The organism is Luteibacter sp. PvP120, assembly GCF_054055715.1.
Map to the genome: position 1 here is coordinate 135771 of NZ_JBSRXP010000008.1, position 26798 is coordinate 162568.

Below are 26798 nucleotides of genomic sequence, written 5' to 3' on the forward strand. Positions count from 1 at the left end.
TGGGATTGTCCGCCCAGGCGGTGTGAAGTCAAGGAACCACCAATGGAAGGGCCCGGCACCCGGTGGTATCGACCGCCTTGAGCAGATGCGATACGCACCCGAGCCCGGGCAGCACGGCGGCGGGCGCGATATCCGCCAGGGGAAGGAGAACGAAGGCACGCTCCGTCATGCGCGGGTGGGGCACCGTCAGCCTGTCGTCGGCGATCGTGGCGTCACCGAACGCCAGCAGATCCAGGTCGAGCGTGCGCGGGCCCCAGCGTTCGCCCTCGCGCACGCGCCCGAAGGCCTGTTCGACCGAAAGCAGCGTATCCAGCAGGGCGTGGGGCGTGAGCGTCGTGGAAACGGCGATCGCCGCGTTGACGAAGTCCGGCTGGTCCAGCTGCCCCCACGGCGGCGTGCTGAACAACCGCGATCGCCCGGTGACGCGCAGGCCAGGCGACGCGTCCAGTGCAGCGATGGCGGCGTGCAGCCGGGTGCACACATCGCCGAGGTTGCCGCCCAGGCCGATGAAGGCCGTGGCGCTCACGCGTCGCCCGAGCCACCCTTGCCGCGCCCGGTGGGCTTGCGCCGCCGACGACGCTTGCGGGCCGGGGCGCCCGACGATGCGGCGGGTTCGTGCGCCGGCACGCCACCGCCGCCCAGGGCCGCGGCGAGCATTTCCGGCGGGAGCTGCTGGGCGTGCGCCCACCACTCACCGAGTTCGCGCATGCCCTCGGATTCATAGGCACGCAGGAGCAGGAAGTCGAAGGCCGCACGGAAACGCGGGTGCGACATCAGGCGGAATACACGCTTGCGGTGGATCTGCTCGAACCGCGGCTGCAGCGACCAGATCTCTTCCATCGTGAGCGTGAAGCGACGCGGGATCGCCACGCGCTGGCACTGTTCACCGACCACGCGCACGGCAGCAAGCTGCCAGGCCTCGTTGGCGTCATAGCCCTGGGCGATCCACCCATGGGCCTGGTCGCGCACCTCGCCCCACAGCAGCACGGCATAGAGGAATGCCGGCGTGACCGACTTGCCCTCCGCGATACGGGCATCGGTGTTGGCCAACCCCTGCTCGACCAGCGAGCGCAAGGCGTGGTCGCCGCGCTCCAGCGCGCGCGCCGTGGCCGGGAACAAGAACTTCAGCAGGCCGCAGCCCTCGAGCATCTTGAAGCTCTTCAAGCCGTGGCCGCCGAGGAACATCTTGAGCGACTCGTCGAACAGGCGTGCCGGCGCGGCTTCCGTCAGCAGGTTGCCCAGCGTGGCGAACGGCGCCGCGGCGGCGGCATCGATCGTGAAGTCGAGCTTGGCCGCGAGGCGGGCGGCGCGCAGCATGCGTACCGGGTCCTCCCGGTAGCGCAGTTCCGGATCGCCGATCAGGCGCATGCTCCGGTCGTCCAGGTCCTGCATGCCGCCGACGAAATCGCGCACGCTGAAGTCGGCGATGTCGTAGTACAGCGCATTGACCCGGAAGTCGCGCCGGATGGCGTCTTCCTCGATGGTGCCCCAGATATTGTCGCGGACGATCCGGCCGTCGACGATATGGCGATCGCCCTCACCGCCCTCCTCGCCCGTGCCGCGGAACGTGGCCACCTCGATGATCTCGGGGCCGAACACGACATGGGCCAGCCGGAAGCGCCGGCCGATCAGGCGGCAGTTGCGGAACAGCCCCTTGACCTCGTCGGGCGTGGCGTCTGTAGCCACGTCGAAGTCCTTGGGGTGGCCGCCCAGCAGCAGGTCGCGCACGGCGCCGCCGACCAGGAACGCCGCGAAGCCCGCGTCGTGGAGTCGGTAAAGCACGCGCAGGGCGGCCTTGCTGATGTTCTTGCGGGAAATGGCGTGCTGGTCGCGCGGAATGACGCGAAGCTTCGGCACGACCTCATTCCTGGTTTCGGGATTCAAGCGGTCTTGGTCCTGGCGAACGCGTCCGCGTCCGAGCAAGTGGCTGCCCCCACCGGCAACCGGTGTCGGGATGAATGGGTCAAATGTAACGAATTAGACCCCGTCCGACGAGCGGGCTAGAAAACCGTTGCCGACAGCCGGAATTTGGCTATACTAGCGCGCTTCGTACCCCGAGTACGACCCGCTCCCTTCGTCTAGTGGTCTAGGACACGGCCCTCTCAAGGCTGGAACACGAGTTCGAACCTCGTAGGGAGCACCACTTTCCTTCTCGGCGCATAACCTGTCCGCATGACCTTTGTCGTTACTGACAACTGCATCAAGTGCAAGTATACGGACTGTGTCGAGGTGTGCCCGGTGGATGCGTTCCACGAGGGCCCGAACTTCCTGGTCATCAATCCGGACGAGTGCATCGACTGCACCCTCTGCGAGCCGGAATGCCCGATCAACGCCATCTACCCCGAGGACGATGTCCCCGCGGGCCAGGAGGCGTTCGTCAAGCTCAATGCCGAACTCTCGAAAGAGTGGAAGGTGATCACCGAGCGCAAGGACGGCCTTCCGGACGCCAAGGACTGGGAAGGCAAGCCGGGCAAGATCGACCTGATCCAGCGCTGAGGCGACCCGCCCCCCCGTGGCGAGCGACTTAGCCCCAGGCAGAGGCGAGCTATCGGCGCTCCAAGGCCTCCGTCAGTGTCACCTCGTTAGTCGCCCCATGGTCCTTCGCATCGCATTTCCCTCAGCGAACACCCTGTTCCGAGGAGACGTAGCTGAACGTCACGCTTGCACCCATCGTGCGGGGCAAGGTCATGCGCACAATGGGACGCCATACACCTACCGTGAGGTAGAAATCACGCTGCACGGCCTGCGCATCCGCCAAGCCCTTACTCTGACCCAGATAAAAGAATGCTTCGATCCCGATCGCGTCGGGCCTGTCTTTCCAGCTGCCGATGATCAACTCGTTCTGCACCGCAAACGATTCGGCTCCCAGTGCTCCCATGGCGCTTGGAGAATGTCGCGCCCTGCCGTAGATAGGAAAACGACACACCGTCCCCTTGGGGGTTGAAGGGATTGGGAACCCACACATGGTAGGACGGCGAGTAAGCCGTGCCACGAAAAATAATGCCTGAGCACAGAAACACAGGCTTGTTCGCACTGCGATCACAATCGGGATATGTCTCGTTGAAGCGTTGCGCTTCCTTGCTCACGACCAACGCACCTTCCTCGTCGTGCGACAACGCAAGCGCGTCGTCGCTATTTTCCGGCGGAGGTGGAGGATTCGCGCCCCCCGACGGTGGATGGAAGCCCCCGAGCACGCCACCCTTGTCAGATGACCCGATCGTGCCGGCTGTCGATCCGGCCCCTGGGACGCTGGTATGTACCGGCGATTTCCGTGCTGTCGCCGGGACGGTTCGATGTGCCACCGCCGGCTGTCCGGATTCGGAAACCGGGGCTACGGTGCAGCCAGCAGCGGTTAAACACACCGCGACGGTGAACAAGCGTGAAAGCAAAGTACTGGTGGAGATGTCGACTCCTGTCGTCTTTCTTCCTGGGCTTGCCGCATGGGGCGAAAGCGTACGACCGGCCCTTGCGGTCGCATCCATCGTAAGCTCGGGACCGAACACCATCCATCTGACTTATGACGTAGGCGAACGATGCCGATATCCGGCACTCGCTCCTCAGTGACAGCGCCAGAATGAAAAACGCCGCCTCGAGGGCGGCGTTTTTCGTCGGCATGCAGCGTGCGGTTACTTGCTGCCCATCCGCGACTTCAGCGAGTCGACCACACGGCGAACGCCACCGGCATCGCCCTGTGCACGTACTTCGCTGCCCGAACCGCTGGGCGTGACAGCGAGCACCACGGTGTGGACACCGCCCTGCGCCGTGGAAGGTGATCACCGAGCGCAAGGACGGCCTTCCGGACGCCAAGGATTGGGAAGGCAAGCCGGGCAAGATCGATCTGATCCGGCGCTAAGGCTCGCCCCTGCTTCCGTCAGGGTCACCACCTTCTGGTGATCCCCGATCGTCCTCCATATCGCACACCCCTCATGGGCAACTTGTTCCGGGGAGACGTAATCGAACGTCACGTTTGCTCCCATGGTGCTGGGCAACATCATGCGAATGAGGGGACGTCATACGCCTACCGTGAGGTAGAAATTGCGCTGCACGGCCTGGGCATCTGCCAAGCCATTAGTCCTGCCCATATAAAAGAATGCCTCCATCCCGATCGCGTTGGGCCTGGGAGGCCCGGGCATCGTGCGCGTCGGGCTGTTTGCCGCCGCCAAACACGCATCAGCGCACGCCTTGCTCCGCCGGTATGTACTTGAAGGTCACGTCGCCTCCGTTCTGCGCAGGCAAAGTCACTCGAATCAGTGGACGCCAGGCGCCAACTGTCGTGTAGAAGTCGCGCTGACTATTCTGCGCGTCACTCAGACCCGCGGTTTGGCTGAAATAAAAGAACGACTCGATGCCGATGGCATTCGGCCTATCCGCCCAGCTCTTCACTATAATTTCGTTCCACGGCAGCGCCTGCTGGTCCCTGACGGCCCTGTGCGCGGCTAGAACCTCCATGAACGCAGGCGCGGAATTTGCCGTACCGATAGCGAGGGCGAAGCCACAGGAATGCTGGTGACGATTCGCGACACCCACGGCCCAGAAATGTGCCAACCATTGATCCGATGTCGTGATGCCTTGCGACTGGCACGGACCACTGTCCCGTGGGTAGGTCTTAGCATAGCCGCATCCCTGATCGGACCGCACATCGGTGCCGCCGTCGGTTGGAAACGCACACAGTATCTCCAGCTGGTAGAGGCTGGGCGGGGTCGAAAGGGGTGCATACGTAATAAAGCCGTTGGTGTATGTCGAAAACGCACTGAAGGTGACGTTTTTGCGCAGGTATGCGAAAGACACGCCTCCTGGCTTGGAACTGGATGAATTAGGTACCCAGGAGTGGTAATTCGGCGAATACCTCGTAGCTCGAAAAAGGATTCCCGAACAAAGGAAGACGGGTTTATTGGCGCTGCGATCGCAATCGGGATATGTCTCGTTGAAGCGTTGCTCTTCCTTGCTCACGACCAACGCGCCTTCCTCGTCGTGCGACAACGCAAGCGCGTCGTCGCTATTTTCCGGCGGAGGTGGAGGATTCGCGCCCCCCGACGGTGGATGGAAGCCCCCGAGCACGCCACCCTTGTCAGATGACCCGATCATCCCGGCTGTCGATACGGTCGTTTGGGCGCTGGCACGGGCAGGCGCTTTCCTCGCTACCGCCGGGAGGGCCTGCTCTGTCGCCGCCGGCTGGTGGGATTCGGAAACCGGCGCCATGGTGCAGCCCGCAGCGGTTAAACCGAACGCGACCGAGAACAAGCGTGAAAGTGAGATATGAGCGGACATGTCGACTCCTGTCGTCTTGCTTCCTGGCATGCCGGCACGGGGACGAAAGCGCACTACCCAGGGGGGGGCCGGCGGCATGATTGTGCGCCCGGATCCGCACGGCACCCATCCCACCTAGGCTGTAGGCGAACGATGTCGATATTCGGCACCTACCCCCGTGCCGGTTGGGTCAGAACGAAAAACGCCGCCTCGAGGGCGGCGTTCTTTCGTAGGCGTGCGGTGTGCAGCGTGCGGTTACTTGCTGCCCATCCGCGACTTCAGCGAGTCGACCACACGGCGAACGCCACCGGCATCGCCCTGTGCACGTACTTCGCTGCCCGAACCGCTGGGCGTGACGGCGAGCACCACGGTGTGGACACCGCCCTGCGCCGAGGCCGGGGCATCCTGCGCGTCGGCCTGCTTGCCGCCGCCGAACATGCGCTTGAACAGACCCGGGCGATTTTCCGGGGCGCCGGTGGTGGCGGCGATCTGGTAGGTGTAGTTGGCGTCGTCGTGGCCGACCACCTTGCCAAGGTCGCCGACGCTCAGCAGCTCGCCGATGCGACGGTAGGCGGCGTCCGGGGCATCCGTGAGGATGAAACCGTCCGATACCGGGGCATTCATGGCCGCAGCCTTGGCATCGGCCGCGCCGGCACCGACGTCCGGCACGACCAGCGCAGCGCTCGTCGACGGGGTATCCAGGCCCGGCGGGATTTCGAGCGGGGCCTCCTGCTGGGCCTTCTGCCACTCCTTGGTGGAGCGGAACGCGCCGCAACCGGACACGAGCAGGGCGGACAGGACGAGTGCCGGGACGACCAGCGCGTACGAGGTTTTCTTCATGAACTAAGGTTCCGTTGAATGGGATGCTTCAGGCGGCAGACGCCAATGGTGCCAGAGCGGAGAGCGTTTCGCGCAGCTTTGCCCGATCCGGGCCGGATTCGAGCTCGACCAGCGGCAACCGGAGCGCCGCGGAACCGAGCCCCAGCGCGCTCAGCCCCGCCTTGACCGGGATCGGGTTCGGCGCGCAGTTCAGCGCGTCGATGAGCGGCGCCAGGCGGGCGACTTCGCGTGCGGTGCGGGTGGCATCACCTGAGCGGGCGGCATCGCAGAACGCGCGGAAAGCCTCCGGCACCAGGTTGGCCACGACCGAGATCGTCCCCGCGGCACCCGCCAGCATGGCCTGGTGGGCCGAACCGTCGTCGCCGCTGAGGTAGACGAAATCCGGGCGGATAAGTTCCGCCAGTGCCTGGATGCGCTGCGTATCGCCCCGGGCCTCCTTGATGCCGATGATACCGGGGTGGTCGCGCAGTTGGGCTACCGTCTCCGGCGCGATGTCGCAGCCGGTGCGGGACGGCACGTTGTAGAGGATGACCGGCAGGCCGCCTTCGTCGGCCACCGCAAGGAAATGCCGACGCAGGCCGTCCTGGGTGGGACGCACGTAGAACGGCGCCACGACCAGTGCCGCGTCCGCGCCCAGCGCCTTCGCGCGGCGCGTAGTGGCGACGGTGCGGGCGGTGCCGGCCTCGCCCGTGCCGGCGATGACCGGAATGCGATGGTCCACGTGCTTGACGGCGAACGCCAGCAGGCGCTCGAACTCGTCGTGCTCGAGGAAATGCGCCTCGCCCGTGGAGCCCGCCACCACCACGCCCTGCGTGCCACCGGCAAGCTGCTGGTCCAGCAGGCGGCCGAAGGCATCCAGATCGAGGGAACCGTCCGCGGCGAAGGGGGTGGCCAGCGCGGTGATGCTTCCAGAGATATCCAAGGTGGAACCCGTTGAGTAATCAGCCGTTCCCATGTTACCGGGGCGTTTCCGGGTAGTCCATTCGGCCGATCGGGCGGCGATCCCGCGCGGGTGTCTTGCTAGCGTGCGACGGGGGCAAGTAAGCTGGCGCCGAAGCGATGGTTCCGCCCCCGCGGGACGCGCCATGGGTACCTAAGCCTTTGAATCGTTCCGCAGCACGCACCACCACCACCGACAACCAGCTTCTCATCTCGACGCTGTCGCCGGCGCACCGCGCACCCATCCTCGCGCTGGCCAAGCGCATCGCGGATTCCGGCTGCAACCTGGCCGATGCCCGCGTCTCCACCATCGGCAACGACACCTCGGTCATGCTGCTGGCATCGGGCGCCTGGGATGCCGTGGCCAAGCTGGAAACCTCGCTCGGCAAGCTGGCGCGCGACGAAGAACTGCAGATCGTCCACTACCGCACCACCCCGCGCGAGCCGACGTCGCACCTGCTGCCCTACCTGGTCGAGGTGATCGCCGCCGATCGTCCGGGCATCCTGGTCAAGATCATCGAGTTCTTCTCCCGGCGCGACATCAGCGTCGAGCAGCTGTCGTCCATGCGCTACCAGGCCATGCAGACGGGCGCGGAGATGTTCCAGGCCCAGATCACCATCGGCATTCCGTCCGAAACCCACATCGCCGCGCTGCGCGACGATTTCCTCGAGTTGTGCGATGGCCTGAACCTCGACGCCATCATGGACCCCGTGAAGTTCTGAGCCCAAGGATCGACACCCACGCATGACCGGAAAGACCACGAAGCTTCCGAAACTCGAAGGTACCCTCGGCGACGGCTCGTCGTTGTCACTGGCCGCGCTGAAGGGAAAATGGGTGGTGGTGTTCTTCTACCCCAAGGACAGCACCCCGGGCTGCACCAGCGAGGCGAAGGATTTCCGCGACCTCTACGCGGAGTTCCAGGCCCGTAACGCCGAAGTTGTCGGCGTATCGCGCGATTCCGTGCGCTCGCACGCCAATTTCGCCGCCAAGCAGTCCCTGCCCTTCCCACTCGTCTCCGATGCCGACGAAACCTGGTGCCAGGCGTTCGACGTCATCCACGAGAAAGTGCTCTACGGCAAGCGCTACCTGGGCGTGGTGCGCAGCACTTTCCTGATCGATCCCCATGGCAAGGTCGCCGCGGAGTGGCGCGGGGTGAAGGTCCCCGGCCATGCGCAGGCCGTGCTAGAGCGTGTTCCCACCGCGTGACGGATTCCGCGTCATGCGGCTCCCACCCCCGGCCGTCGCCGTGCGGCCGGTCTTCGCAACCTCCACATGAGGTGACTTCCGTATGACCGGAAGCAAGCGCATCTACGCCCTCGACACCAACGTGCTGCTGCACGATCCGACCTCGCTGTTCCGCTTCGAGGAACACGACGTCTTCATACCGATGACGGTGCTGGAGGAACTGGACGAAAAGAAGAAAGGCGGCTCCGAGGTCTCGCGCAACGGCCGGCAGGTCAGTCGGTTCATCAACGAGCTGATCGAGCGCGGTGGCGGCGAAGGCATCCGCGGCGGCATCGAGTTATCCAACCCGCAGGGCGTCAAGCTGAAACGCGGCGCGGTGGGCAGGCTGTTCTTCCAGCAGCGTGCCGGCCACGGCAACGGCAAGGCGGACAACCAGATCCTGGCGGCGGTGATCGACCTGCGCGACCAGTACCCCGACCGGCAGGTCATCCTGGTCAGCAAGGACATCAACCTCCGGATCAAGGCGTCGATCTACGGCATCGATGCGGAAGACTACGAGAACGACCGTGCGCTGGACGATTTCGCATTGCTGTTCACAGGGTCGGATGCCCTGCCCGAGGATTTCTGGAGCCGGCATCCGGAACTGCGCTCGTGGAACGAGCGAGGCCGCACGTTCTACGAGGTGAGCGTCCGCGAGGACGAGCCCTGGTACGCCAACGAATGCCTCTACATGCCGGGCGAGAACGACGTCGAGCTGCGCGTGCTCGAGATCACCGGCGACGAGGACGACCGCAAGGCCAAGCTGGTGCTGCTGGACGACCACACCCACGCCGCGCACGGCGTGTGGGGCATCGCGGCGCGCAACCGCGAGCAGAACTTCGCGCTCAACCTGCTGATGGACCCGGACGTCGATTTCGTCACCCTGCTGGGCACCGCCGGCACCGGCAAGACGCTGCTCGCGCTCGCCGCCGGCCTGGCCCAGGTGATGGACCAGCAGCGCTATCGCGAGATCATCATGACCCGCGCCACGGTGTCGGTCGGCGAGGACATCGGCTTCCTTCCCGGTACGGAAGAAGAAAAGATGACGCCGTGGATGGGCGCGCTCACCGACAACCTCGAAGTGCTCGCCAATCCCGAGGAAGGCGGCTCGTGGGGACGCCAGGCCACCAACGACCTGCTGGCCTCGCGCGTGAAGATCCGTTCGCTCAACTTCATGCGCGGTCGCACCTTCCTCAGCCGCTACCTGATCATCGACGAGGCGCAGAACCTCACGCCGAAGCAGATGAAGACCTTGATCACCCGTGCCGGCCCCGGCACCAAGATCGTCTGCCTGGGCAACGTGGAGCAGATCGACACGCCGTACCTCACCGAAACCACCTCCGGCCTTACCTACGCCGTGGACCGTTTCAAGATGTGGGCCCATTCCGGGCACATCACCCTGAAACGCGGCGAGCGCTCCAGACTCGCCGACTTCGCCTCCGAAGCGCTTTAAAGAGGAAATGTAGGAGCGAGCCTGCTCGCGACCCTGTAGGAGCGAGCCTGCTCGCGAAGCAACCCCGCCCCGGTCCCCAAAGACCGGGCCGGGGTCCCTTACCAGGGCCGCCTTCCGAGGCCAGGCTATCATCAGCCCCATGCCCCTCCGCCCCAATGCCCGCCCCGCCGTCCGCCCCAACACCCTCACCATCGCCGGCTCCGATGCCGGCGGCGGCGCCGGCCTCCAGGCCGACCTGAAAACCTTCCACGCACGCGGCACGCACGGGCTCACCGCGGTCACCGCCGTCACCTCGCAGAACACGCGCGGCGTCACCGCCGTGCACACGGTGCCCGTGACCCATGTGCGCAGCCAGTTGGATGCACTGTTCGACGACTTCCCCATCGCCGCGGTCAAGACCGGCATGCTCGGTAGCGCCGCGATCACCCGACTCGTGGCGACGCAGATGCGGCGCCGGCAGCCTGCGTGGCTGGTGGTCGATCCGGTCATGCGGGCCACCAGCGGACGGCACCTGCTGGACGAGGACGCGCTGGAGGCACTGGTCACCCGCCTGGTCCCGCTGGCCGACGTGCTCACGCCGAACCGTCCCGAAGCCGAGGTGCTGCTCGGCAGGCCGCTCGGGCGCGACCTGGACGCCGCCGGTGCCGACCTGCTCGCCCTGGGCGCCCGTGGCGTGCTGCTCAAGGGTGGCCACGGCAAAGGGCGGGAACTGGTCGATCGCTACTACGACGCCCGTGGCGTCATCGAACTGCGCCATCCGCGCCTGCCGATCGAAGGCCACGGCAGCGGCTGTACCCTGGCCGCCGCCGTCACGGCCGCACTGGCCCGAGGCAAATCGCCGCGCGCCGCCGTCCGTGAGGCCATCGCATGGACGAACGGGGCATTCCGGCGCGCCTGGAAACCCGGAGGCGGCGAGGTTCACGTGCTCGGCCATTGACGGCGGAGTATCCTAGACGCGTTGATACGGGCCGCTTCGGCCGCATGTATCGCTCGTCCACGTCGAGTCGCCGCACATGAATTTGCTCGGACCCCGCTTCATCGTCCTGTACGTCCTGATCCTGTTCACCCTGTGCGTGCTGCGGGTGCACCTGCGCGGTCGCTCGCGCCTGCGCTTCGATCGCCAGCTGGTCGATCACTCCGCCATCTTCGCCCCGTACAACCTGCTGATGTACGCGTTCTCCGCTGTGCCGGCCCGCCCCATCCTGGACCGCAGCGGCTTCCCGCAGCTCGACCTGTTGCAGACCAACTGGCAGGCGATCCGCGCCGAAGCGATGCACCTGTTCGACGAGGGCTTCATCCGCTCCGCAGAGAAACACAACGACGCCTCGTTCAACTCCTTCTTCAAGCAAGGCTGGAAGCGCTTCTACCTCAAGTGGTACGGCGAGCCGCTGACCTCCGCCGAAACGCTTTGCCCCGAAACGGTGAAGCTGCTCAACGCCATCCCCAGCGTGAAGGCCGCGATGTTCGCCCTGCTCCCACCCGGCAGCAAGCTCAACCCGCATCGCGACCCCTTCGCCGGCTCGCTGCGCTACCACCTGGGCCTGATCACGCCCAACTCCGACGAGTGCCGCATCTTCGTCGACGGCGAGATGCACGCTTGGCGCGACGGTAAGGATGTCGTCTTCGACGAAACCTACGTGCACTGGGCGGAAAACCGTACCGACCAGACCCGCGTCATCCTGTTCGCCGATGTCGAGCGCCCCCTGAAGAGCGGCATGATGACGGCGATCAACAAGCGCGTCGGCGCATTCATGGGCTCCATCACCGCCTCGCCCAACAGCGACGACGGCAACGAACAGGTCGGCTTCGTCAACCGTATGTTCGCCCTCAACAAGCGCGGCCGCGAGCGCACCCGCCGCTTCAAGAAAGCCCACCCGAAGCTGTTCCGGCTGGTCAAGTACGTCTGCATCGTGTTGGCAATCTGGCTGATCTTCCTGGCGCCCTACCCGTTCTATCGCGGCTGATCCACCGCTCCGACGTCGTACCGCCTGCTTCCACCGTGCCAACGTCATCGGCCACCTCGTCGACGACCGACGCCTCCCCGAACAATCCATCTGGGTCCGCCGTGTCGGCTCGCGCGATCGCCAGGCCCAGCCGTGGTACGTCCACGACGGCCTGGAGTTCGTACTCAGGGTCATCACCGGCCGCGGCTTCGGCCCACAGAACGGCCACCTGCTACCCAGCCAGCGCACGCGGAATACGCGGAAGTGGCAGACATGGTGCGGCGAGAAGTATCCGGCGCAGGCGAGCGCTTGCTGTGGTGAAACGGATGAGTCGTCACACCGGGCCTAGTCGATCTACCCATGCCAACGTCGAAATATCCATCACGCATCGCTCCTGCGTAATGAATACGAAAACATAGAATAAATCTGAAAAAATGGACTTTTATTTCAAAATCGCTGCATTCGTCGATCGTGTAGAGCATTCTTATGTACACGCTTTGAAGAAGGAATTTCTCAATGGAACGCTGCAAGGTTTTTCGCCGGATTGCTGTATGGGTCGCTTTGGTCGTCGCACTGCCCGCCTTCGCACAGGACGGTACAACGCTCCAGGTCCACATTGATGGCCAAGCACTACAAGGGGCCGTATCGTCGAACCAGCTGACCGTAACGATCCGTAACGTGAGCGACCACCCTGTTTACCTCCCTCGTCACCGCACGCCATTGTTCACGCCTGATGGCCACTTGATGGGGAATGTCTTCGAGGTCACGGATCAGCAAGGACGTCCCGCAACGTTTATTGGACGGTATGTCCGCATATCACCTGTCAATCCCTCACACTTCTTTGTTCGCATCGATCCCGGACAGATGCTGTCGCACCATCTGGACCTGGCAGCGGACTACGACCTGACGGCAGGAGGACGTTACCGGGTTCGCTACAGCCAGGATTTTGTCAGGACAATAGAAACAGATGCTTCGGGAGAAATAGCCAACAGCTCGGACGCTGTAGAAGTGAGCAATACCGAAGAGATCGTCGCCGATAAAGGCATGGCACTTCTTAAGCGAAACGAAGCGTCGGCCAGTGGCGTAGGGGCAACCTGCACCGCAAATCAGATGAACATCGTTGCAGCCGCTCGTGGAGCGGCGCCAGGCCTGACCATGAAGGCACTCCACGCACTTGAAGGGCTCTTCGAAGTAAAGGAAGGAAAGGACGACGTCGGGAATAAAACATACACTGGCCAGATCAGGGCAGACAATGCGTATACATACTGGTTTGGGTTGCCCGAAAACCGAGGTCAGGCTTACCTGAGCCGCCCTAGCTATACCAACTACTGGAAGGACAATGACGACTTCGTCATGATAAAAAGCGTCAACGCTATTTATCTCCGTGTCGGCGCGGAAAGCTATCTCTGCGGCTGCTCGAGTGAGTATTCGCCTGAAACGGCGGCATGGACCAACACCAGTAACAGTACGATAAATCTGTGCGATCGTTTCTTCGCACTACCCGGCAGCAATGGCCCCTACGACAGCAAACTACTGACGCTAGTCCATGAATACTCACACTTCGTCGACTGGCGGGAATCGTCAACTGGAGACTATGCCTATGGCATGTCGGGGGCACACAATCTGACAACTAAAAACAGAAAAAACGCAGTACGTAATGCTGACAACGTGATGTACTACGTCGGAACTTTTAATGCACTCGTCCAGCCTTGAGAAGAGTATCAAGCAGGAAAATTCTTCTCAGATGCCCTGGTAGTAGAATTTAGAATTCGTTGCAGGCGAGGATCTGCTTCGACCAAGCAAAATAGTGTTTTTGCCATCACAGCTAAGGCATACCGACACCGCGCTCTCCTACCACACGCCTTACCGGTAGGAAGAGCCGACGGGTGCCACCCTCGGGGCCGGTAGCCGCAGGCGAGGGGTTCGAACGGATCAGGCCCGAAGGGGGCCGGCCAGGACGGCCGGACATTTCGCTGAGCCAGGGATGGCGAATTGAAAATCCCCGTTCGAAGCCCGACCCGGGCCCGAAGGGCAATCAATACACGGCCGCGCGTAGGAGCGCACGATGTGCGCGAACCAGATACACGGCCGCGCTAGCGGCCTTTCCTACGGGTCGCCGCAGGCGTGGCCCCGAGGGTGGCACCCGCCGGCTCTTGCTCCACGCCCCAAGGCTCCAAGGCCCAGCGCGATGCCGAAGGCGAGCCCTACACGCCCAAAATAGTCAAAAAAAAGACCTCGCGAATCTCGCGAGGTCTTTCAAGAACGATCGAGCCTTACGCCGTAGCGCGAATACGCTCCACGATAGCATCGCCGAACGTATCCGTCGTACCCGTACCACCGACATCCGGCGTCGTGCGATCACGAGCATCCATCACATCGCGGATCGCGCTGCGCAGGCGGGTAGCCTTGGCAACCATGTCGAGGTGATCCAGCATATCCGCCGCGGCAAGCAGCAACGCACACGGGTTGGCCTTCTTCTGACCCGCGATATCCGGCGCCGAACCGTGCACGGCCTCGAAAATGGCCGCATCCTTGCCGATGTTCGCGCCCGGCGCGAGGCCCAGGCCACCGACCAGACCGGCACACAGGTCGGACAGGATGTCACCGAAGAGATTGGTGGTGACGATCACGTCGAACTGGTACGGGTTCATCACCAGCTGCATGCAGGCGTTGTCCACGATCATCTCGTTGAACTCGATGTCCGTGTAATCCTTGGCCACTTCACGCGCCACCGTCAGGAACAGGCCCGACGAGGTCTTCATGATGTTGGCCTTGTGCACCGCCGTGACCTTCTTGCGGCCCTTCTGGCGGGCCATCTCGAACGCGTAGCGGCAGATGCGCTGCATGCCCGGGCGGGTGTTGCGGATCATCGACACGGCCACTTCGTTGTCGCCCTCGCCCGTCTGCGTCTGGCCTTCGGCGAGGTACGCGCCTTCGGTGTTCTCGCGCACGGTGATGATGTCGATGTTCTCGAAGCGCGCCTTGGTGCCCGGGAAGCTGATCGCCGGACGCACGTTGGCGTAGAGGTCGAACTTGCGGCGCAGGGTGACGTTGATCGAGGTGAAGCCGCCGCCGATCGGGGTGGTCAGCGGCCCCTTCAGGGCGACCTTGTGCTTGGCGATGGTGTCGATCGTGGCCTGCGGCAGCAGGTCGCCGTGCTTTTCGAGCGCGACCACGCCGGCGTCCACATACTCGTAGGACAGGCCACAGTCGAGGGCGTCGAGGACACGGATGGTCGCGTCCATGATCTCGGGGCCGATGCCGTCGCCGGGGATCACGGCAATCGTCTTGCTCATGGGAGTACTCCTGAAGGTGTGTCGCATGACACGTGCCGAAGCGCACGCGTGGGGAGAAAAATCGCCCAATTATCGGCGATCCGGCCCTCTTCCTTCAAGGATGGCGCCCGGCGGGCGCCAGGGTCGATCAGGCGGCGGGATGATCCGCGCAGGCGGCGGCATCCGTGGCGGGTTCGCCCTCGAGCGAGTCGAGGAAATCCACGGCGCGACGCAGATGGGGAATGACGATGGAGCCGCCCACCACCAGGCCGACGCTGAACACCTCGAAGAACTCGTCGCGGTTCACCCCCGCCTCCTTGCACTGGGCCACGTGGTAGCTGATGCAATCGTCGCAGCGCAGCACCATGGAGGCGACCAGGCCGAGCATTTCCTTGGTCTTGACGTCCAGCGCGCCTGCCCGGTAGGTCTGGGTGTCCAGGGCGAAAAAGCGGCGCACCACCTGGTTGTCCTCGCCAAGGATGCGCTCGTTCATCCGCTGGCGGAACGAGGTGAATTCCTCGACGCGCTTATCGGCCATCAGTGCGCCGCCCCGAGTATCTCGGCCAGCCGGCCGCTGCGGTCGGCCGCGGCCAGGTCGTCGAACCCGCCCACATGGGTGCCGTTGATGAAGATCTGCGGCACCGTGCGGCGGCCGCCGCTCTTCTCCAGCATGAGGTCGCGCTGGGCCGGGTCCGTGTCGATGCGCACCTCGTTCCAGGCCAGGCCCTTGGCCTTGAGGAGATTCTTGGCGGCCACGCAGTAGGGGCACACCGCGGTGGAATAGATGGTGATGTCGGGGGTGGACACGGGAGGGGAACTCCAAGCCGGGATGAGGATGAAAAATGGCGATCCGGGGGCTATTTTACAAGGCAATCGTTCGCCACCGGGTGATGGTATCGTCCTCGCACCTATGCGTACCCCACGTCTCCGCCTGCCCCTGATCGCCGCCGCCGCGCTCGCCACCTTCGCCGCCGGCGCGCAGGACAACGTCCGCCTGCCCGACCTGGGCAGCTCGGCCAATGCGCTGATCAGCCCGCGGGAGGCCGACGAATACGGCGCGATGATGCTGCGCCAGATGCATGCGCTCGACCTGACGGTGGACGATGCCCTGCTGGACCAGTACATCAACGATCTGGGCTATCGGCTGGTCGCCGCGAGCGACCGGCCCAAGGACCATTTCCAGTTCTTCATCGTCCGCGACACCCAGATCAACGCCTTCGCCGCGCCCGGTGGCTACATCGGCGTCAATGCCGGCCTGATCAACATCACGCAGAACGAGAGCGAACTGGCCGGCGTCATGGCCCACGAGATCGGCCACATCACCCAGAACCACCTCTACCGCGCCTTCGAGGACTCCAAAAAGAACGCGCCGCTGATGGCCCTGGTGCTGCTTGGCGCCATCGCAGCGGGTGCCGGCGGCGGCATGGGCGATGCGGCACCGGCCGTACTGATGGGCGGCCAAGGCCTGCTGATGCAGCGGCAGATCAACTTCACCCGCAAGGACGAGGTGGAAGCCGACCGCGTGGGCATCCAGACCCTATCCCGTGCCGGCTACGATCCCGAGGCCATGGGCGACTTCTTCGGCCGCATGCAGGACACGCTGCGCGTGGGCCAGGGCGAAGAAGCCCTGCCCGCACTCTTGCAGACCCATCCGGTCACCCTGGCGCGCATCAGCGAGGCCAAGGCGCGCGCCCGCACGCTGGAGGAGGCCCAGGCCAACCGGCCGCGCCAGCCGACGCTGGACAAGGCCACCTGGGAGAAGAGCACGGCGCCCGTACTCTTCGTGAAAGACCCGACCACGCTGATATCGCCCTCGGGCAAGGTGGCCCGGGACGGCGTCGACGACACCTACGCGCTGATGCGCGAGCGCGTGCGCGTGCTCTCGGGCGATGCACGCCAGCTGGCGCCGTATTACGCGACCAACCTGAAGCGGAAGGATTTCGACACCGCGGCCAACCGCTACGGCTACGCCCTCTGCCTGCTGCGCATCGGCCAGGGCGCCCAGGCCGCCGCCGAGTTGCAGCCCTTGCTGGCCAAGGCGCCATCCAGCGTCGTGCTGCGCCTGGGCCTGGCCGACGCCTACGAGAACGCGGGCCGCCACGGCGACGCCATGGCGATCTACAAGGCCCTGCACGACAACTCGCCGCGTAACCGCGCGGTGGCCCTGGGTTACGCCCGTGCCCTCACCGGCACCGGACGGGTCGAGGACGCCCGCATCGCCACCGCCATGCTCCGGCCGATGCTGGACGACAGCGAGGACCCGGACATCTACCGCACCTTCGCACGGGCCAGCGAGCTGTCAGGCGACGGCGTCCGGGCCGCGGAAGCGTATGCCGACAGCGCCTACCTCTCCGGCCGGCCGTTCGACGCCATGGAGCAGCTGAAACGGCTGCTGGGTCGCAACGACCTGGATTATTACCAGCGATCGCGCGTCCAGGCGCGCATCGCGGACCTCACCCCGCTGCTGCTGGAGCTGCGCAAACGGCGCATTACAACGGACGACAACCCCGACGGCCGTAGCCAGTGGGCCGGGTCTCGTACCTTGCTGAGAAACGGAATGTGACCGTTGTCATTCCCGTGTAACACTGCAAGGCTGCAATATGACGGTCACAGCCACCGAGCGGCCCACGCGTGCATAAGCGCATTCTCATCGTAGAAGACGAAGCTTCGATCCGCGACATGGTCGCGTTCGCACTTCGCAAGGCGGGTATGGACGCGGCTCACGCCGCGGACGCCCGCGCCGCACAGATGGCCATTTCCGAGCGGGTTCCGGACCTGATCCTGCTCGACTGGATGCTACCCGGCACCAGCGGACTGGAACTGGCCCGACGCCTGCGACGGGAAGAACTGTCACGGGAAATCCCGATCATCATGCTCACCGCCCGCGGCGAGGAGATGGATCGGGTCAACGGCCTGGAAGCCGGGGTGGACGACTACGTCATCAAGCCCTTCTCCACCCGCGAACTCATCGCACGCATCAAGGCGGTCCTGCGCCGCAGCCAGGGCGACGACGGCTCAGGCGTGGTCGAGCTGGGCGGCCTGCGCATCGACGGACCCGCCCACCGCGTGTTCGCCGGCGAGGAGGCCGTGCCCATCGGCCCGACCGAGTACCGGCTGCTGTTCTTCTTCATGACGCATCCGGAGCGGGTCTACTCCCGCGCCCAGTTGCTGGACCATGTCTGGGGAGGCAGCGTCTACGTCGAGGAACGCACCGTGGATGTGCATATCCGGCGCCTGCGCAAGACGCTGGAGCCGTGGAAACTCGACGACATGGTGCAAACGGTGCGCGGCGCGGGCTATCGCTTCTCCGCCAGCACCTAGGTTTGCGCGGGCGGGCACGCTATGGTCCGAGCATCTGAACGACCACCGGCCGTACCCGTCATGTCACACCGTTTCCTTTATTCCTGGCGCCTTCCCGCCGGTTGCGCGGCCCTACTCGTTCTGGGCGGCGTGGCCGGCTGGCTGGTGCACGCGCCCCTGGTCGGTGTGACCGTGGTCGCGCTGGGGCAAATCGTCGTGCTGCTGTCTCTGTTCCGTCACAACACACGGCCAATGTTGCCTTCGACCGCCACGCACGCCCCCGAGTATGACCGTCTCATGACCCGCACCCGCCGAATCGCCTCCCGCCTGCGTGACCTGCGCAGCGCCGCGGGGACCCTGCCCGATGCCGTGGTCCTTTTGGACCACTCGCACCACGTGCGCTGGTTCAACCATGCGGCGGAGGAACTGCTCGGGCTGAAACAGGCGCGCGACCGTGGCCGGGTGCTGGCCGACCTGATGCGCAACACCGACCTGTCCGAATGGCTGGCCGACGGCGCGCGCGAACCGCTCAATGACGTAACCGCGCCCGGGCATCCGAACCGGCACGTCACCGCCACGCTGCTGCCCTTCGGGAGCCGCCAGCGCCTGTTGCTGGCACGCGACACCAGCCACCTCACCCGGCTGGAACAGATCCGGCGGGATTTCGTGGCCAACGTGTCGCATGAGCTGCGCACCCCGCTGACGGTGATCCACGGCTACCTGGAACTGCTCGACCCCGAAGACGTGCCTGAGCTTGCCCCGGTCCTGGACGAGATGCGCGCGCAGTCCAAGCGGATGGGCCAGATCGTGGAAGACCTGCTCACGCTGTCGCGGCTGGAAACCCAGGAACACGTCGCCGACGAGCCCGTGGCGATGGCACCCCTGCTGGCCAGCCTGCGCAAGGAGGCCGAGGCGCTGAGCCAGGGCCGCCATACCGTGTCGCTGGACGTGGCCACGGGGCATGACCTGATGGGCTCGCCGAAGGACCTGCACAGCGCGTTTTCCAACCTGGTCAGCAACGCGGTGCGTTACACCCCCACGGGCGGCAAGATCGTCATCCGCTGGGCCGCGGTCGAGGAAGGGGCCCGATTCTCGGTACAGGATTCCGGCTTCGGCATTCCCGCCTCGCATATCGCCCGGCTGACCGAGCGGTTCTATCGCGTATCGTCCAGCCGCTCGCGCGACTCCGGCGGCACCGGCCTGGGCCTGTCCATCGTCAAGCACGTGCTAAATCTGCACCAGGCACGGCTGGTGATCGAGAGCGAACCCGGCAAGGGCTCCACCTTCGCCTGCGTCTTCGGCAGCGAACGCCTGGCCGATGCGGCCCGGCTACACGAAGCCGCCGGCCTGCACGGCTGATTCGTGGCCGGCACGCGACGGCGGGTTGCTGCGACGCCGCTTTCCGGCATGATCGTCCATGCGCCACCATCGGACGTCATGAAAGGACCAGCGGAACGAATGAGCGAGCCCGTCGACCTCGGCCACCCCGACCTCTACATCAACCGTGAACTGGCGGCGCTGGAATTCAACTTCCGTGTGCTGGCCCAGGCCCGCGATCCCGATGTCCCCGCGCTGGAGCGCCTGCGCTACCTGACCATCGTCAGCAACAACCTCGACGAATACTTCGAGGTTCGCGTGGCCGTGCTCAAGCACAAGCATGCCCTGGGCGCGGCGGTGCCTGGCGCGGATGGGCTCTCGTCTGCGGATCTCCTCACCCGCATCCGCCAGCGCACGCTGGAACTGGTCGGCGAGCTCTACATCATCTGGCACGAGGAACTGCTGCCCACACTGGAACGGGAGGGCATCCGTTTCCTGACCCGCGAAGCGTGGAGCGATCGCCAGCGCCGCTGGCTGCAGGGCTATTTCCAGAACGAGATCATGCCGGTGCTGTCGCCGCTGGGCCTCGATCCGGCCCACCCGTTCCCGCGCATCCTCAACAAGACGCTCAACCTCGCCGTGGTGCTCGAAGGCCGCGACGCGTTCGGTCGCGAGGGCCACATGGCGCTGGTCCGCGCGCCGCGCTCGCTGCCGCGCATCATCCACGTACCCGGCGAAGTGGACGGCAACGACGGCGACTTCGTGTTCCTGGCCGAAGTGCTGCAGGCGTTCGCGGACGAGATCTTCCCCGGCTTCCGCGTCTGCGCGGCCTATCAGTTCCGCGTCACCCGCAACAGCGAACTGGTGGTGGAGGAAGCCGAGGTGGAGAACCTCGCCCGCGCGCTGAGCGAGGAGCTGGTCGGCCGTGGCTACGCGCGCCCGGTGCGCCTGGAAGTGGGTGCGGACTGCCCGCGTGCGATCACCGAGATGCTGGTGGCCAACTTCCAGTTGGAAGACGCCGACGTCTACCGCTGCGACGGCCCGGTCAACATCATCCGCTCGGGCCTGATCTACGACCAGGTGGACCGCCCGGACCTGAAATTCCCGCGGTTCACGCCCCGCCTTTCCCCGGCGTTCGGCAAAGGCGTCAACGAATTCGACGTGCTGGGCGCGCGCGACGTGCTGCTGCACCACCCGTACGAATCCTTCGTCTCCGTGATCGAGCTGCTGCGCCGCGCGTCGACGGACCCGGGCGTGCTGGCGATCAAGCAGACCCTCTACCGCGCGGGCAAGGATTCCCCGCTGGTCGATCTGCTGGTGGAAGCGGCGCGTAACGGCAAGGACGTCACGGTGGTGATCGAGTTGCGCGCCCGGTTCGACGAGGAAGCCAACATCGGCCTGGCCACGCGCCTGCAGGAGGCCGGCGTGCAGGTGGTCTACGGCGTGGTCGGCTACAAGACCCACGCCAAGATGCTGCTGATCGTGCGTCGCGAAGCCGGCGGGCTGCGCCGCTACGTGCACCTGTCCACGGGCAACTACCACCAGGGCAACAGCCGAGGCTACACCGACATCGGCCTGATGACCTCCAACGCGGATATCGGCGAGGACATCCACAAGGTGTTCCAGCAGCTGTCCGGCCTGGGCCCGATGATCCAGCTGAAGCGCCTGCTGCATTCGCCGTTCACCCTCTACAGCAGCGTGATGGGCAAGATCGAACGCGAGATCGAGCACGCACGAAACGGCCGGCCCGCACGCATCGTCGCCAAGCTCAATGCGCTCAACGAGGCGCACGTGGTGGAAGCCCTCTACCGCGCCTCCATGGCCGGCGTCAGCATCGACCTGATCATTCGTGGCGCCTGCACCCTGCGCCCGGGCATCCCGGGCGTGTCGGACAACATCCGCGTGCGCTCGATCATCGGTCGCTTCCTCGAGCACAGCCGCGTCTACTGGTTCGGCAACGACGGCGCGCCGGAGCTTTACTGCGCCAGCGCCGACTGGATGGAGCGCAACCTGATGCGCCGCATCGAAGTGGCCGTGCCGATCCTCGACACGGAGCTGGCCGCCCGCGTCTACGGCGAAACCCTGGAAAACTACCTGCGCGACAACACGCAGGCATGGCTGCTCGGCGCAGATGGCCGCTACACGCGCAACCAGCCCGCCATGGGCGAGGCACCGCACAGCGCGCAGCAGGCGCTGCTCTCGGCGTATTGCGGGTGACCCGGCGCGTCCTGTTCCTGTCGGTCTCCGCCGGCGCCGGGCACGTGCGCGCCGCGGAGGCACTGGAGGCCACGGTGGCGGCGCTGGCTGCTGAAGGCCACGACGTGGAGGCGAAGCACCTGGACGTGATGCACTACGTGCCCGCCACGTTCCGGCGCATCTACGCCGACTTCTACCTCAGCCTGATCACGCGCTATCCGCGGCTGTGGGGCATGCTCTATCGCATCACCGACGACACCCATCCGGATGCCGTGACTGCGCGCATGCGGCGCACCATCGAGCGCCTGAACACGCGGCGCCTGCGCACGGCGATCGCCGCGTTCGCGCCGGATGCCATCGTCTGCACGCATTTCCTGCCGGCCGAGATGCTGGCCCGGCAGATCCGCAAGGGCCGCATCGATACCCCGGTATGGCTGCAGGTCACCGACTTCGACCTGCACCGCCTGTGGGTGGTGCACGGCATGGCCGGTTACTTCGCGGCCAGTCCCGAGATCGCTCACCGCATGCGAGCCGTGGGCCTGCCGGCCGACCGCGTTCATACCACCGGCATCCCGCTGATGCCGGCCTTTGCCGGTCCACACGATCGCCAGGCACTGGCCGCCGGCTTCGGCCTGGATCCGTCGCGCCCCACCTTCTTGGTGATGGGTGGGGGCGCCGGGGTGGGCGAACTGGACCGGCTGGCCGACACGCTGCTGGCCGCCGGCGGCACCTTCCAGCTGGTGGTGCTCGCCGGACGCAATGCCGCCATGCTTGAACGCCTGCGCGCCCTGGCCGCGACCCGGCATGCGGGGCGCCTGTTCCCCCTGGGCTTCACGCGTCGCGTCGACGAGGTCATGGCCTGCTGCGACCTGGCCATCACCAAGCCGGGCGGCCTGACCGCCTCGGAGTGCCTGGCGATGGGCCTGCCCATGATCGTCAACGCCCCCATACCCGGCCAGGAAGAACGTAATGCCGACTACCTGTTGGAACAGGGCGCGGCGTGGAAGGCGATCGACGCCGTGGCCCTGGCCTGGCGCGTCGACGTGCTGCGCGACGCACCCGACCTGCTTGCCACCATGGCCGCCCGCGCCCGCGCCATCGGGCGGCCCCATGCGGCACGCGACGTGATCGCCCGGGTGCTCGACCTGCGGGGCACCGCATGATCCATGCCCCGGGACGACGCGCGCTGGCGGTGCTCGCCACCGCGGCCTTCACCCTGCTGCTGGCCTTCCTGTTCGCGCATGTGGAGATCGAGATCGAGGGCGCGCATGGCTGGGCGACCAGCCTGCCCACCTGGCGGATCGAACACCACTGGCTGCTCGACCTGTTCTGGGGCGGTCGCGCCATGACCGGCTACCACGCCTACGTGTTTCCGTTCATCGCGCTGTTCTTCCATTTCCCGATGGTGTTCCAGGGCTACTGGAGCTGGCGCGCGCAGGTACGGACGATCGCCTGCATCATGCTGTTCTGGGTCGTGGAAGACGGCCTGTGGTTCGTGCTGAACCCCGCCTTCGGGCTGGCTCGTTTCGACCCCGTCGACGTGCCCTGGCATCGCCACTGGTGGGGCCCGGCGCCCGCCGATTACTGGGTGTTCGGCTTCCTGTGCGTCGTGCTTTTCGTGCTGTCCGCGCTGCCCAAACCGCAGCGTGCGCCTACCCCACGCTGACGGACCGTGCCAGAATCCGTCGATACGTTGCTGCGGACATCCCTTTTGGCATCTACAGGCAAATCGCAGATCAACGACGGTGAATTCCTCGCCGCGGTCGATCTGGGCTCCAACAGCTTCCATATGGTGGTGGCCCGCTACGAGCACGGCGAGCCCCGCGTGATCGACCGCCTGCGCGACTCGGTGCGCATGGCGATCGGCCTGCGACCGGACGGCACGCTGGACGCCGGCCATCGCGCCGCGGCGCTGGCCAGCCTGGCGCGGTTCGGCCAGCGCATCGCCGGCATTCCCGCCCTGCACGTCCGCGCGGTGGCGACCAACACCGTACGCCGGCTGGCCTCCCCGCATGCCTTCCTGTCCGCGGCGGAAGCGGCGCTGGGTCATCCGGTCGAGATCGTGTCGGGTCGCGAGGAAGGCCGCCTGATCTTCCTCGGTGCCGCCCACGACCTGCCGGCCTCGCGCGACCATCGCCTGGTGATCGACATCGGCGGCGGCAGCACGGAGTTCATCATCGGCCGCGGCACGTCGCCGCTGCTGACGGAAAGCGTGCAGGTGGGCTGCATCGCCAGCACCCTGCGGTTCTTCCCGGGCGGCAAGATCACCCGCAAGCGCTGGCTGCGCGCGCGTCGCGAGATCGGCGTGCTGCTGCAGCAGTTCTCCGAGGATTACCGGGAAGCCGGCTGGGCGGATGCCTACGGCTCCTCGGGCACCTCCAAGGCCATCGGTGCCGTGGTCCGCGCGATGAAGCTCTCCGACGACGGCATCACCCCGGAAGCGTTGGCCGCGGTGCGCGAGGCCCTGATCGAGCAGGGTGCATCCGGCGGCGCGCTCAAGCTGCCGGGGCTGCCCGAGGATCGCGCCGAAGTCTTCGCCGGCGGCGTCGCCATCTACGAGGCCGCCTTCGAGGCGCTGGGCATCGAACGCCTGCGCGTGTCGGAAAGCTCGATGCGCGAAGGCCTGCTGTGGGACCTGATCGGCCGCTCGGCCGGCACCGACCCGCGCATGGCCAGCATCGACGCGCTGGCCGCACGCTACGGCGTGGACCGCGCGCAGTCACGGCGCGTCGAGACCACGGCGCTGGGCCTGTTCGACCAGCTGGCCAAGGTGTGGAAACTGGACGACGACGGTCGCGAGTGGCTGTCGTGGGCCGCGCGCGTGCACGAGCTGGGTCTTGCCATCGCGCACAGCCAGCACCAGCGACACGGCGCCTATATCCTGCGCCATGCTGACCTGGCGGGTTTCTCGCGCCAGGAGCAACAGCTGCTGGCGGCGATCGTCGAATCGCACCGACGCAAGCCGGAAAAATCCGTCATCGCCGCGCTTCCCGTGCGTTACCGCATGCTGGCCCGGCATATCACCGCCATCCTGCGCCTGGGCGTGCTGTTCCGTCGTGCGCGCCGTGCCGAGGCGCTGCCACGCATCCGTGCCGTCGCCACGCGCCAGCGCCTGCGCCTCACCCTGCCCGCCGACTGGCTGGACCAGCACCCGCTGACCGAGGCCGACCTCGACCAAGAGCGCGAACCGCTGGCCGAGCTGGGCCTGGAGCTGGAAATCGTGACCGAATGAGCGCAATCGCCCCCGTGCGCGCGAACGCTTTCGCGAAGGGGCGTATCATCGGTGACCTGTTCCGCCGCCGCGATCGGTCACCCATGTTCAAAGCCGTCCTTGCCAGCGTCCTGCTCGCCCTGCCCCTTGGCGCCCTGGCCCAGCAACCCGCGAAACCCACGGCCCCGGCCACCGGTGCCGCGGAGCATCCCCGGGTGGTGATGCACACCACGCAGGGCGATTTCACCCTGGAGCTGTACCCGGAAAAGGCACCCAAGAGCGTTGCCAACTTCCTCCAGTACGTGCGTGACGGTTTCTACGACGGCACGGTGTTCCATCGCGTGGTCGACGGCTATCTGGTACAGGGCGGCCTCTACGGCCGCGACCTCACCCAGCGCCGCACGCGCGCCGCCATTCCCAGCGAGGCGGACAACGGTCTGTCCAACCTCCGCGGCACGGTGGCCGTGGCCCGTGGTGCCGACGCCAACTCCGGCACGTCGCAGTTCTTCGTCAACCTGGTCGACAACCGCCGGCTGGACTACGTCAGCAACCAGAGCGGCCTCACCTGGGGTTTTGCCGTGTTCGGCAAGATCGTCTCGGGCATGGACGTGGTGGACAAGATCGCCGCCCTGCCCACACGCGCTCAAGGGCCGTTCGTCGGCGATGTCCCCAACCCGCTGGTGATCATCGATTCGGCCAACGTGGTCGGCGAGGAAAAGGCCGCTCCGGCCCACGCGTCCTCTGCGGCCGCCGCAACGCCGGCAGCCACCAAGAGCAACGCGGCTCCGGCCAAACCAGCCACGAAGAAGGCCGACAAGAAGGCCGCGACGCCGAAGGCCGCATGAGCACGCTGTTCATCGCGGACCTGCATCTGGACGATGAACGGCCCGCCATCACCACGCTTTTCGAGCAGTTCCTCGCCTCCGATGAAGCACGCACCGCTTCGGCGTTCTACATCCTGGGCGACCTGGTCGAAGCGTGGATCGGCGACGACGACGATGCCGAACTGCCGACCCGCATCGCCACCGCCACGCGTCGCCTGAGCGACGCCGGCGTGCCGGTGTACTTCATGGCCGGCAACCGCGACTTCCTGCTGGGCGACGCCTTTGCCGAGCGTGCCGGCCTGACCCTGCTGGACGACGGCACGGTACACGACATCGAAGGCGTGCCGACGCTACTGATGCATGGCGACGTGCTGTGCACCGACGACGTGGCGTACCAGACCGTGCGTGCGCAGGTACGCACGCCCGCCTGGAAGGCGCAGATCCTGTCGATGCCGCTGGAGGCGCGCCGCGCGTTCGCCGCCAAGGCGCGCAGCGACAGCAAGTCGCACACAGGGCGCACCGACGAGACCATCATGGACGTGAACCAGGCCGCCGTCGAAACCGCGATGCGCAGCGCCGGCGTGCAGCGCCTGGTGCACGGGCATACCCACCGCCCCGCCATCCACACCTTCGACCTCGACGGCCGTCCGGCCCGGCGCATCGTGCTGGGCGACTGGTACGACCAGGGCTCGGTGCTGACCATCGACGCCACCGACGCGCAGCTCCGCGGATTCCACAACGCACACATGTGAACGCACTGATGTGATCGCGCACATCGCGCGAACATACACACGCGCATGCGACCGCGCCTATCGCGCGCGCATACATACGCGCATGCGACCGCGCCTATGTAGGAGCGCACGATGTGCGCGACATCTGTTGAGGCCAAGCGCCCGGATTCACGCGCCAGCCCCAGGTCATCGCGAGAAGATGTCGCGCACGTGCGTGCGCTTGTGTCTTTTCGATGGGGTAGATTCGAAGTCGAGAGCGGAGTGTGGCAGGCCGATTGTGCGCGGTGCCTTGAGCAC

At 65.8% G+C, this 26798-nt stretch carries 26 protein-coding genes and 1 tRNA gene; 18 read left to right on the forward strand and 9 right to left on the reverse strand.

The annotated features are described in order from the left end of the window. Positions 1-28: 28 nt before the first annotated feature. Both folK and pcnB read right to left on the reverse strand, forming a co-directional pair. On the reverse strand, positions 29-526 hold the full coding sequence (folK, locus tag ACVKN3_RS16135; protein WP_285401178.1) for a 2-amino-4-hydroxy-6-hydroxymethyldihydropteridine diphosphokinase: 498 nt from the start codon (positions 524-526) through the stop codon (positions 29-31). Continuing rightward, positions 523-1857: a polynucleotide adenylyltransferase PcnB gene (gene pcnB, locus ACVKN3_RS16140; protein ID WP_456992096.1), complete on the reverse strand. Its 1335-nt coding sequence runs from the start codon at positions 1855-1857 to the stop codon at positions 523-525. The genes folK and pcnB overlap by 4 nt, the downstream gene beginning before the upstream one ends. A gap of 210 nt (positions 1858-2067) precedes the next feature. Between pcnB and ACVKN3_RS16145 the strand changes: the two genes are divergently transcribed. Further along, a tRNA-Glu gene (locus tag ACVKN3_RS16145) sits at positions 2068-2143 on the forward strand. Between the two features lie 29 nt (positions 2144-2172). Beyond that, complete coding sequence (fdxA, locus tag ACVKN3_RS16150; protein ID WP_354516494.1) at positions 2173-2496, forward strand: ferredoxin FdxA; 324 nt, start codon at positions 2173-2175, stop codon at positions 2494-2496. Positions 2497-2617: 121 nt separating this feature from the next. On the opposite strand, the gene ACVKN3_RS16155 is transcribed toward fdxA, so the two are convergent. Continuing rightward, complete coding sequence (locus ACVKN3_RS16155) at positions 2618-2848, reverse strand: hypothetical protein (RefSeq protein WP_354516496.1); 231 nt, start codon at positions 2846-2848, stop codon at positions 2618-2620. Between the two features lie 921 nt (positions 2849-3769). Here ACVKN3_RS16155 and ACVKN3_RS16160 point away from each other — a divergent pair. Next, entirely contained in the window at positions 3770-3853 is an 84-nt protein-coding gene (locus ACVKN3_RS16160) for a DUF3470 domain-containing protein (protein WP_354516528.1), read from the forward strand. Positions 3854-4170: 317 nt separating this feature from the next. Here the strand turns inward: ACVKN3_RS16160 and ACVKN3_RS16165 are convergent, their stop codons facing one another. The 3 genes from ACVKN3_RS16165 to dapA all read right to left on the reverse strand — a co-directional run bounded on the left by ACVKN3_RS16165 (position 4171) and on the right by dapA (position 7009). After that, positions 4171-5268 (reverse strand): hypothetical protein, encoded by a 1098-nt coding sequence (locus tag ACVKN3_RS16165; protein WP_354516498.1) that lies wholly within the window; start codon positions 5266-5268, stop codon positions 4171-4173. A gap of 234 nt (positions 5269-5502) precedes the next feature. Next, positions 5503-6087, reverse strand: coding sequence for a hypothetical protein (locus ACVKN3_RS16170; RefSeq protein ID WP_354516500.1), 585 nt, complete (start codon positions 6085-6087; stop codon positions 5503-5505). Between the two features lie 28 nt (positions 6088-6115). Further along, the gene (gene dapA, locus ACVKN3_RS16175; RefSeq protein WP_354516502.1) at positions 6116-7009 is read right to left on the reverse strand and encodes a 4-hydroxy-tetrahydrodipicolinate synthase; all 894 of its coding nucleotides are present in this window, start codon (positions 7007-7009) and stop codon (positions 6116-6118) included. A 137-nt stretch (positions 7010-7146) separates the two neighbouring features. Here dapA and ACVKN3_RS16180 point away from each other — a divergent pair, with 137 nt between their 5' ends. From ACVKN3_RS16180 to ACVKN3_RS16205, 6 genes are all read left to right on the forward strand, one after another. Beyond that, positions 7147-7749, forward strand: coding sequence for a glycine cleavage system protein R (locus tag ACVKN3_RS16180; protein WP_036142741.1), 603 nt, complete (start codon positions 7147-7149; stop codon positions 7747-7749). A gap of 22 nt (positions 7750-7771) precedes the next feature. After that, positions 7772-8233: a peroxiredoxin gene (locus ACVKN3_RS16185; RefSeq protein ID WP_354516504.1), complete on the forward strand. Its 462-nt coding sequence runs from the start codon at positions 7772-7774 to the stop codon at positions 8231-8233. 82 nt (positions 8234-8315) lie between these two features. After that, positions 8316-9704: a PhoH family protein gene (locus tag ACVKN3_RS16190; RefSeq protein ID WP_354516506.1), complete on the forward strand. Its 1389-nt coding sequence runs from the start codon at positions 8316-8318 to the stop codon at positions 9702-9704. A gap of 139 nt (positions 9705-9843) precedes the next feature. Continuing rightward, positions 9844-10641 carry a bifunctional hydroxymethylpyrimidine kinase/phosphomethylpyrimidine kinase gene (gene thiD, locus ACVKN3_RS16195; protein ID WP_354516508.1) on the forward strand — a complete coding sequence of 266 codons (798 nt, stop codon included), beginning with the start codon at positions 9844-9846 and terminating at the stop codon, positions 10639-10641. Between the two features lie 76 nt (positions 10642-10717). Continuing rightward, complete coding sequence (locus ACVKN3_RS16200) at positions 10718-11668, forward strand: aspartyl/asparaginyl beta-hydroxylase domain-containing protein (RefSeq protein WP_354516511.1); 951 nt, start codon at positions 10718-10720, stop codon at positions 11666-11668. A 495-nt stretch (positions 11669-12163) separates the two neighbouring features. After that, positions 12164-13360 (forward strand): M35 family metallo-endopeptidase, encoded by a 1197-nt coding sequence (locus tag ACVKN3_RS16205; protein ID WP_354516513.1) that lies wholly within the window; start codon positions 12164-12166, stop codon positions 13358-13360. 560 nt (positions 13361-13920) lie between these two features. On the opposite strand, the gene ACVKN3_RS16210 is transcribed toward ACVKN3_RS16205, so the two are convergent. The 3 genes from ACVKN3_RS16210 to grxC form a co-directional block, all read right to left on the reverse strand. Further along, positions 13921-14943, reverse strand: a complete 1023-nt coding sequence (locus ACVKN3_RS16210; protein ID WP_285406403.1) for an isocitrate dehydrogenase — start codon at positions 14941-14943, stop codon at positions 13921-13923. Between the two features lie 127 nt (positions 14944-15070). Further along, positions 15071-15460: a carboxymuconolactone decarboxylase family protein gene (locus ACVKN3_RS16215; RefSeq protein ID WP_354516515.1), complete on the reverse strand. Its 390-nt coding sequence runs from the start codon at positions 15458-15460 to the stop codon at positions 15071-15073. Continuing rightward, positions 15460-15729, reverse strand: a complete 270-nt coding sequence (grxC, locus tag ACVKN3_RS16220; protein ID WP_285406401.1) for a glutaredoxin 3 — start codon at positions 15727-15729, stop codon at positions 15460-15462. Before grxC ends, ACVKN3_RS16215 begins: the two co-directional genes overlap by 1 nt. 103 nt (positions 15730-15832) lie before the next feature. Between grxC and ACVKN3_RS16225 the strand changes: the two genes are divergently transcribed. The 9 genes from ACVKN3_RS16225 to ACVKN3_RS16265 all read left to right on the forward strand — a co-directional run bounded on the left by ACVKN3_RS16225 (position 15833) and on the right by ACVKN3_RS16265 (position 26522). Beyond that, on the forward strand, positions 15833-17485 hold the full coding sequence (locus tag ACVKN3_RS16225) for a M48 family metalloprotease (RefSeq protein WP_285406399.1): 1653 nt from the start codon (positions 15833-15835) through the stop codon (positions 17483-17485). 68 nt (positions 17486-17553) lie between these two features. Next, on the forward strand, positions 17554-18243 hold the full coding sequence (gene phoB, locus ACVKN3_RS16230) for a phosphate regulon transcriptional regulator PhoB (RefSeq protein WP_036142766.1): 690 nt from the start codon (positions 17554-17556) through the stop codon (positions 18241-18243). 60 nt (positions 18244-18303) lie between these two features. Continuing rightward, the gene (phoR, locus tag ACVKN3_RS16235) at positions 18304-19581 is read left to right on the forward strand and encodes a phosphate regulon sensor histidine kinase PhoR (protein WP_036142768.1); all 1278 of its coding nucleotides are present in this window, start codon (positions 18304-18306) and stop codon (positions 19579-19581) included. Between the two features lie 78 nt (positions 19582-19659). After that, positions 19660-21756 carry a polyphosphate kinase 1 gene (gene ppk1 / locus ACVKN3_RS16240; RefSeq protein ID WP_456992103.1) on the forward strand — a complete coding sequence of 699 codons (2097 nt, stop codon included), beginning with the start codon at positions 19660-19662 and terminating at the stop codon, positions 21754-21756. After that, positions 21753-22898 carry an MGDG synthase family glycosyltransferase gene (locus tag ACVKN3_RS16245; RefSeq protein ID WP_354516520.1) on the forward strand — a complete coding sequence of 382 codons (1146 nt, stop codon included), beginning with the start codon at positions 21753-21755 and terminating at the stop codon, positions 22896-22898. The genes ppk1 and ACVKN3_RS16245 overlap by 4 nt, the downstream gene beginning before the upstream one ends. Continuing rightward, positions 22895-23401 carry a hypothetical protein gene (locus ACVKN3_RS16250; protein WP_036142774.1) on the forward strand — a complete coding sequence of 169 codons (507 nt, stop codon included), beginning with the start codon at positions 22895-22897 and terminating at the stop codon, positions 23399-23401. Before ACVKN3_RS16245 ends, ACVKN3_RS16250 begins: the two co-directional genes overlap by 4 nt. Positions 23402-23446: 45 nt before the next feature. Continuing rightward, the gene (locus ACVKN3_RS16255) at positions 23447-24967 is read left to right on the forward strand and encodes a Ppx/GppA phosphatase family protein (protein WP_036142777.1); all 1521 of its coding nucleotides are present in this window, start codon (positions 23447-23449) and stop codon (positions 24965-24967) included. Between the two features lie 83 nt (positions 24968-25050). Next, positions 25051-25791 (forward strand): peptidylprolyl isomerase, encoded by a 741-nt coding sequence (locus ACVKN3_RS16260; protein ID WP_354516523.1) that lies wholly within the window; start codon positions 25051-25053, stop codon positions 25789-25791. Then, entirely contained in the window at positions 25788-26522 is a 735-nt protein-coding gene (locus tag ACVKN3_RS16265; RefSeq protein ID WP_354516525.1) for a UDP-2,3-diacylglucosamine diphosphatase, read from the forward strand. The genes ACVKN3_RS16260 and ACVKN3_RS16265 overlap by 4 nt, the downstream gene beginning before the upstream one ends. The last annotated feature ends 276 nt before the right edge of the window (positions 26523-26798 follow it).

What these genes read in the sequence shown, in the direction of transcription:
- ACVKN3_RS16180 (WP_036142741.1), top strand. Translation starts at nt 7,147, where the DNA reads ATGGTTCCGCCCCCGCGGGACGCGCCATGGGTACCTAAGCCTTTGAAT.
- ACVKN3_RS16225 (WP_285406399.1), top strand. Translation starts at nt 15,833, where the DNA reads ATGCGTACCCCACGTCTCCGCCTGCCCCTGATCGCCGCCGCCGCGCTC.
- ACVKN3_RS16200 (WP_354516511.1), top strand. Translation starts at nt 10,718, where the DNA reads ATGAATTTGCTCGGACCCCGCTTCATCGTCCTGTACGTCCTGATCCTG.
- ACVKN3_RS16205 (WP_354516513.1), top strand. Translation starts at nt 12,164, where the DNA reads ATGGAACGCTGCAAGGTTTTTCGCCGGATTGCTGTATGGGTCGCTTTG.
- phoR (WP_036142768.1), top strand. Translation starts at nt 18,304, where the DNA reads ATGTCACACCGTTTCCTTTATTCCTGGCGCCTTCCCGCCGGTTGCGCG.
- thiD (WP_354516508.1), top strand. Translation starts at nt 9,844, where the DNA reads ATGCCCCTCCGCCCCAATGCCCGCCCCGCCGTCCGCCCCAACACCCTC.
- ACVKN3_RS16190 (WP_354516506.1), top strand. Translation starts at nt 8,316, where the DNA reads ATGACCGGAAGCAAGCGCATCTACGCCCTCGACACCAACGTGCTGCTG.
- ACVKN3_RS16250 (WP_036142774.1), top strand. Translation starts at nt 22,895, where the DNA reads ATGATCCATGCCCCGGGACGACGCGCGCTGGCGGTGCTCGCCACCGCG.
- ACVKN3_RS16265 (WP_354516525.1), top strand. Translation starts at nt 25,788, where the DNA reads ATGAGCACGCTGTTCATCGCGGACCTGCATCTGGACGATGAACGGCCC.
- ACVKN3_RS16210 (WP_285406403.1), bottom strand. Translation starts at nt 14,943, where the DNA reads ATGAGCAAGACGATTGCCGTGATCCCCGGCGACGGCATCGGCCCCGAG.
- ACVKN3_RS16165 (WP_354516498.1), bottom strand. Translation starts at nt 5,268, where the DNA reads ATGTCCGCTCATATCTCACTTTCACGCTTGTTCTCGGTCGCGTTCGGT.
- ACVKN3_RS16215 (WP_354516515.1), bottom strand. Translation starts at nt 15,460, where the DNA reads ATGGCCGATAAGCGCGTCGAGGAATTCACCTCGTTCCGCCAGCGGATG.
- ACVKN3_RS16185 (WP_354516504.1), top strand. Translation starts at nt 7,772, where the DNA reads ATGACCGGAAAGACCACGAAGCTTCCGAAACTCGAAGGTACCCTCGGC.
- ACVKN3_RS16170 (WP_354516500.1), bottom strand. Translation starts at nt 6,087, where the DNA reads ATGAAGAAAACCTCGTACGCGCTGGTCGTCCCGGCACTCGTCCTGTCC.
- ACVKN3_RS16260 (WP_354516523.1), top strand. Translation starts at nt 25,051, where the DNA reads ATGTTCAAAGCCGTCCTTGCCAGCGTCCTGCTCGCCCTGCCCCTTGGC.
- ppk1 (WP_456992103.1), top strand. Translation starts at nt 19,660, where the DNA reads ATGAAAGGACCAGCGGAACGAATGAGCGAGCCCGTCGACCTCGGCCAC.
- fdxA (WP_354516494.1), top strand. Translation starts at nt 2,173, where the DNA reads ATGACCTTTGTCGTTACTGACAACTGCATCAAGTGCAAGTATACGGAC.